The organism is Faecalibacterium gallinarum (assembly GCF_022180365.1).
GTDB classification, from domain to species: Bacteria; Bacillota; Clostridia; order Oscillospirales; family Ruminococcaceae; genus Faecalibacterium; species Faecalibacterium gallinarum.
Genome location: NZ_BQKV01000069.1, coordinates 1 through 315, shown reverse-complemented (window position 1 = coordinate 315; position 315 = coordinate 1). Strand labels below are relative to the sequence as shown.

The window sequence follows — 315 nt, the reverse complement described above, 5'->3', positions numbered from 1 at the left end:
GATACTCTTCCCGATAACGGTAAATCACGGCATATTTCGCCTTTGCTCTCACTTCCTTCCTGTGGACCGCAGAAAATCCCGCAGCAGTTCATTCTCCATTTTCAGCCGTTCGATCTCATATTTGTATTCTGCAATGCTTGGCTCCCGGATTTCGCCTTTCCTGGGCCGTCCCTTGGGTTTTGGGGGAACTCCCGCTGCAAGTTTTCGCTGCTTTCGATTATATCGGGAAAGAAATCCACGCATTTCCTTATATGTGAATCCCAGCTTCTCTCCAATCTGACGCAGAGTCATTCCCTGGCTGCGAAGCTCTATTAT

At 48.6% G+C, this 315-nt stretch carries 1 protein-coding gene; it reads right to left on the bottom strand.

Going from position 1 to position 315, the window contains the following annotated elements; all coding sequences use genetic code 11:
* Positions 1-48: 48 nt before the first annotated feature.
* The coding region (locus tag JCM17207_RS09580) for a helix-turn-helix domain-containing protein (protein WP_309295409.1) at positions 49-315 on the bottom strand (267 nt) is incomplete at its 5' end.